Source organism: Brunnivagina elsteri CCALA 953, assembly GCF_002289455.1.
GTDB lineage: Bacteria > Cyanobacteriota > Cyanobacteriia > Cyanobacteriales > Nostocaceae > Brunnivagina > Brunnivagina elsteri.
On record NZ_NTFS01000429.1, the window covers coordinates 1 to 5,309 of the forward strand.

5 protein-coding genes are annotated in these 5,309 nt (G+C 41.4%); 2 read left to right on the top strand and 3 right to left on the bottom strand.

Annotated elements, in window-relative coordinates; genetic code table 11:
* Positions 1-8: 8 nt before the first annotated feature.
* The 3 genes from CK510_RS25615 to hpnH all read right to left on the bottom strand — a co-directional run bounded on the left by CK510_RS25615 (position 9) and on the right by hpnH (position 2,011).
* The gene (locus CK510_RS25615; RefSeq protein WP_095724364.1) at positions 9-512 is read right to left on the bottom strand and encodes a DUF4112 domain-containing protein; all 504 of its coding nucleotides are present in this window, start codon (positions 510-512) and stop codon (positions 9-11) included.
* A 175-nt stretch (positions 513-687) separates the two neighbouring features.
* Positions 688-864 carry a hypothetical protein gene (locus tag CK510_RS32035; protein WP_158224963.1) on the bottom strand — a complete coding sequence of 59 codons (177 nt, stop codon included), beginning with the start codon at positions 862-864 and terminating at the stop codon, positions 688-690.
* Between the two features lie 130 nt (positions 865-994).
* The gene (gene hpnH / locus CK510_RS25625) at positions 995-2,011 is read right to left on the bottom strand and encodes an adenosyl-hopene transferase HpnH (RefSeq protein ID WP_095724361.1); all 1,017 of its coding nucleotides are present in this window, start codon (positions 2,009-2,011) and stop codon (positions 995-997) included.
* Between the two features lie 554 nt (positions 2,012-2,565).
* On the opposite strand from hpnH, the gene CK510_RS25630 reads away from it, so the two are divergent.
* Complete coding sequence (locus CK510_RS25630; RefSeq protein ID WP_095724362.1) at positions 2,566-2,931, top strand: hypothetical protein; 366 nt, start codon at positions 2,566-2,568, stop codon at positions 2,929-2,931.
* A gap of 251 nt (positions 2,932-3,182) precedes the next feature.
* The gene (thiO, locus tag CK510_RS25635; protein WP_095724363.1) at positions 3,183-5,207 is read left to right on the top strand and encodes a glycine oxidase ThiO; all 2,025 of its coding nucleotides are present in this window, start codon (positions 3,183-3,185) and stop codon (positions 5,205-5,207) included.
* Positions 5,208-5,309: the final 102 nt, after the last annotated feature.

A 5,309-nucleotide genomic window follows, 5' to 3' on the forward strand; every position in this document is an offset into this window, starting at 1 on the left:
ATACTTAATTAACCAGTAAATAATGACATAAACCATCTAAGTAATATAACTGGTAATGCAACCAATGCGATCGCAAGTACTAACAACACTAACAAAATCCCCGCAATAAACCACCAATCAGCCTTTTTGCGCTGCCCTGGAAACTTCAAATGCTCTTCTAATAACTTAATATTATGAGTATTCGCAGTCCAAGCAAAGTCAAAAAAGTCTCCTAAAACTGGAACAGCACCCACAACTCCATCCATAACAATATTGAAAGTCATTCTCCCCAAAGTTGCACGAGGGGCACCCAATCTTGCGGCTTCCAAGACAATATAAGCAGAAAGCATTACACCCAAAAAGTCACCACCAACAGGAATCAATCCGATAATAGGGTCTAAACCGATACCAACTTCTGTACCTGGAATCACAACAGCTTTATCAAGTAAGCGTGCCATCTGTCGCAGTCGCTTTAAAGTCGGAGCTTTCGCGTCAGGTTCGATTGTAGAGTGGGAAAAAGGCTGTTGAGACATGACTTGTGGTTTCCCTTGGGAATTTTGGCTGATATTAGCTACTTTAACGAATTTGAGCATTGCATTTCTGCTGCTAATCCGCTAAATATTCTACTGCCATGTTGCTTTTTTTCAAAGATTAGTTGGCATCTTTGTATTTATCTTTACAAAATCAATTCTGAGTATAAGGTGTAGTTTACAAACCCCCCAAATGCGATCGCGAAAACCCAATGAAGTCGGGTTCTTCCCCCAACGAAAAATCTCCATTTAGTACGACTATCCCAATGAAGTCGGGTTCCTTACCCCACAAAAAATCTCTATTTAGTACGACTATCCCAGTAACCCGACTTCTAACCCCCCACGCAAACCCCAAATACCTCCGCTTCATAAATCATTCGGTAAAGGGAAAAACCGGGTTTCCATCAGTGATGTATCGAAAATAGTCGTGTTGATTTTGAGAGAAACCCGGTTTATTGATGATTTCTCTCTGCGTCTTTACTTCCTCAACCTCCCCACAAAGCTTTCATAGAGCGTCCAATATTTGCAGGTTGCATTGCATCGAGCGCAGCAGTTGGTTCATAACCGCAGTGAACCATACAATCCGCACATTTGGGATTACCGCTAGCACGTCCATATTCATTCCAATCGGTTTTTTCTAGCAACTCATGGAAGGTTTTATAATATCCTTCATTCAATAAATAACAGGGTTTTTGCCAACCTAAAACACTATAACTGGGACTTCCCCAAGGTGTGCATTCGTAGTCTTTTTCTCCTGTCAGAAAATCGAGAAATAACGGACTATTATTAAAATCCCATTTCTTATCACCAGCTTTAAAAGGTGCGAGAATATCGCGGAATAAGGCACGTGTTTGTTCGCGTTTGAGGAAATGGTCTTGGTCGGGTGCCCATTCGTAGCTGTAGCCTGGAGAAATGGTCATTCCATCGATTCCGAGACTAGTCACAAAGTCGAAAAATTCTTGGATTTCCTCTGGTTTCGTACCATCGAATACGGTAGTGTTAGTTGCTACCCTAAATCCTTTGGCTTTGGCTGCTTGAACTGCTTTAATGGCAGTATCGAAAACACCTTTTCTATCAACACATTCGTCGTGTTTTTCGCGCATTCCATCAAGATGGACGGTGAAATTTAAGTAGGGTGAAGGTTCAAATTTATGCAGGCTTTTTTCTAATAACAAACCATTGCTGCACAGATATACGAATTTCTTACGGGCAACCAATCCCCGGACAATTTCATCGATTTGGGGATGTAATAATGGTTCTCCTCCAGGGATAGAAACAACAGGAGCTCCGCATTCCTCAGCAGCTTTGAAACAGTCTTCGGGGGAGAGATTTTGTTTGAGAATTTCCGGTGGATGTTGGATTTTACCGCATCCAGTACATGCGAGATTACACCTAAATAAAGGCTCTAACATGAGAATCAGAGGAAAGCGTTTACGTCCTTTGAGACGTTGTGTAACTAAATATTTACCGATTTCGATCGCTTGGAGTAGATGGACTGCCATGTTTTTGTCACTCCTGGGTTAAAAATAGGGAAAAAGGGGGATTATGTATAGAACCACGATCGCAACTAGGAAAGTCAAAAATATACGTTAGTTTTAATTTTTTAGTCATTTTTACCAACCGCGATCGCAATTATTTTTTCGCTAGCTGTAAAAGTAATTGTAGCGTTAGCACTAGATATGGAGATACGGCATTGTCTATTTGAGTCAGGTACAGATTAATTTGTATTTCTCCGCGTGGTTCTGCGTCTACTGCGGTTTTTATCCTACACTGACCTTGCGTTACATTGTAGGTAGTTCACGGTCATAGTATAGGAAAAGCGAGACAAAATTTGAGGCGATATGTCAATATACAGCAAAAGCCATTGATGAATACGATATGCCTTCTGTACTAGCTCAGGTTGACACTCCCTAGGGATGATGGAGATTCTTGGTTCAACGCAATCACTTAAATACTGAGGTTCTAGGGGATATCGAAGTCGGGAAATATAATGGTTTTTGGGGACAATATTCTAAAATAGTTTGGACAATTAAAGGTTAAATAAGGAGAAAATAATATGGGTAGATGGACACCACTTATTTTAATGGCAGGCGGCTTGGCAATTTTATTAGGTACGCTAATTGGTACTTGGTTCCCCATGAATGGACAAAATGCTCAAGCACCACAACAAAATCCAAATCGGACTTCGAGTGTTCTCCCAGCTAATATTAACGTTAATAGCACTGCTGCTGGTTCCTCTCAAAACTCTGACAATGGTGGTAAAGTCGCTCAAAACGACACCACAATTAACAACGGCACAAATACCGACCAAAGTCAATCCACACCCTCTTCTGGTTCTAACACTACGGATTCATCAGGTAATTCTGGTTCGACTTCGGGAGATGGGAGCAATAATAACAAACCAATTAAAGCTTTGTGGTAATTGCTAGAGGAAAACCTAAACTCAGCTAAAATTAATTTATCCCTAGAGACACAACATTGCGTTGTGTCTTTATTTGTTGATATATAGTATCCAGAAAATAAAATATCCAGAAAATAAAATATCTCAACTATAGACTCATCAATCGTATCATTCGTAAGTAAGGGCGGGGAAACTCCTCCCCTACAACAATTTGGATGGGACAATTAATTTTTTTAGTATTCCTTAACTCATAATTTATAATAAATGACCGAATGAAGAGTGAAATTTTAATTATTGGTGGCGGTATCATGGGTTTGGCAACTGCGATCGCACTCAAAATGCGGGGTTGCAATGTCACTATACTCAGTCGTGATTTTCAAGCCGCAGCAACCTATGCAGCTGCGGGAATGCTGGCACCAGAAGCAGAGCAGGTACAAGGTGCAATGCGGGAATTGTGTTTGCGATCGCGCTGTCTCTACCCGGAATGGATAAGTAAACTCGAAGAAATTACTGGTATAAATTCAGGATACTGGGCTTGTGGAATTTTAGTACCTGTTTATCAAGGACAAGGTGAACAAAAAAGCCATCTTTCCGGAAATTGGCTGGACAAACAAACTATCCACCAGTATCAATCAGGACTGGGGCAAGATGTGATTGGTGGTTATTGGTATCCCGAAGATGCTCAAGTCGATAACCGTAGATTGGCAGAAGTATTATTCGCTGCGGCTCAATCTTTGGGTGTGGAATTGAAGGAAAATGTTACTGTTGAAGGGATTCAGCAGCGACAAGGACAGGTCATTGCTGTACAAACCAATCATGGTGTTATCTGTGCCGAACATTACATTTTGGCAACAGGTGCTTGGTCAAATGAATTACTACCTCTACCAGTACGTCCTCGTAAAGGGCAAATGTTGAGTGTCATAGTTCCCGAATATTTACCAGAATTACCTTTAAATCGTGTTTTATTTGGCGAAGAAATATATATTGTTCCCAGAAGAGATAAAAAAATTATTATTGGTGCAACCGTTGAAGATGTTGGCTTTACACCCAATAATACCCCCATTGGCATCGAAAGTTTATTACAAAAAGCGATTCGTCTATTCCCAGAATTAAAAGATTATGCGATCGCGCAAATGTGGTGGGGATATCGTCCAGCAACTCCCGATGAATTGCCGATTTTAGGTGAAAGTCCGCTCAAAAATCTCACTTTTGCCACTGGTCATCATCGTAATGGTATTTTACTTGCACCTATCACCTCAGTTTTAATTGCTGATTTAATTACAGGGGGGAAATTTGACCCTATCCTCGAAAATTTCCATTATTCCCGCTTCCAATCGCCAAACCAGTCATCTACTTCCACACCAATGTTTACTAATTCCGCTAATTTTAATCATGTCACCAACGGTAACGGTAATAACCCTATTGAGAATCTCGGCAAACAGCCGTTTAATCAAAATGAACATATTAACAAGGGCAAACAACCTGCCCCTACATTAGAACCGATTCCAGATTCACCCTTGGTTATTGCTGGCAAAACCTTTAAATCCCGCTTGATGACGGGTACGGGGAAATATCGCAGCATTGAAGAAATGCAGCAAAGTGTGATTGCTAGCGGTTGTGAAATCGTCACCGTAGCTGTGCGACGAGTCCAAACTAATGCACCTGGACATGAAGGTTTAGCACAGGCACTCGATTGGGATAAAATTTGGATGTTACCGAATACCGCAGGTTGCAAAACAGCCGAAGAAGCAATACGGGTAGCAAGATTGGGACGGGAAATGGCGAAGTTGTTGGGACAGGAAGATAATAATTTCATTAAGTTAGAAGTAATACCCGATGCTAAGTATTTACTCCCCGACCCAATTGGTACTCTCCAAGCAGCCGAACAGTTGGTTAAAGAAGGATTTGCTGTATTGCCCTATATCAATGCTGACCCAATGCTAGCAAAGCATTTAGAAGACGTTGGCTGTGCAACGGTGATGCCATTAGCCGCTCCTATTGGCTCCGGACAAGGCTTAAAAACCACCGCAAATATCCAAATTATTATTGAAAACTCGAAAATTCCTGTAGTCGTTGATGCTGGTATTGGCGCACCATCCCAAGCTGCTGAAGCGATGGAAATGGGTGCTGATGCATTGTTAATTAATAGCGCGATCGCACTAGCAGTAAATTCCTCGGCAATGGCTTATGCTATGAACCTTGCCGCAATCGCTGGACGGATGGCGTATTTAGCTGGGAGAATGCCAATCAAAGATTATGCGATCGCATCTTCTCCGTTAACAGGAACAGTGAATTAAGAAGTCTCTGATCGATTTTGCCCCTCAGCTTGGTGATTTTTTATTAATGGAAAATGGTCAACCGTTGCAATTCGATCGCGCTGGGGCAAGTGGGTATTTAAA

Coding starts and splice junctions, on each gene's coding strand:
- CK510_RS25615 (WP_095724364.1), bottom strand. CDS start 512: ATGTCTCAACAGCCTTTTTCCCACTCTACAATCGAACCTGACGCGAAA.
- hpnH (WP_095724361.1), bottom strand. CDS start 2,011: ATGGCAGTCCATCTACTCCAAGCGATCGAAATCGGTAAATATTTAGTT.
- CK510_RS25630 (WP_095724362.1), top strand. CDS start 2,566: ATGGGTAGATGGACACCACTTATTTTAATGGCAGGCGGCTTGGCAATT.
- thiO (WP_095724363.1), top strand. CDS start 3,183: ATGAAGAGTGAAATTTTAATTATTGGTGGCGGTATCATGGGTTTGGCA.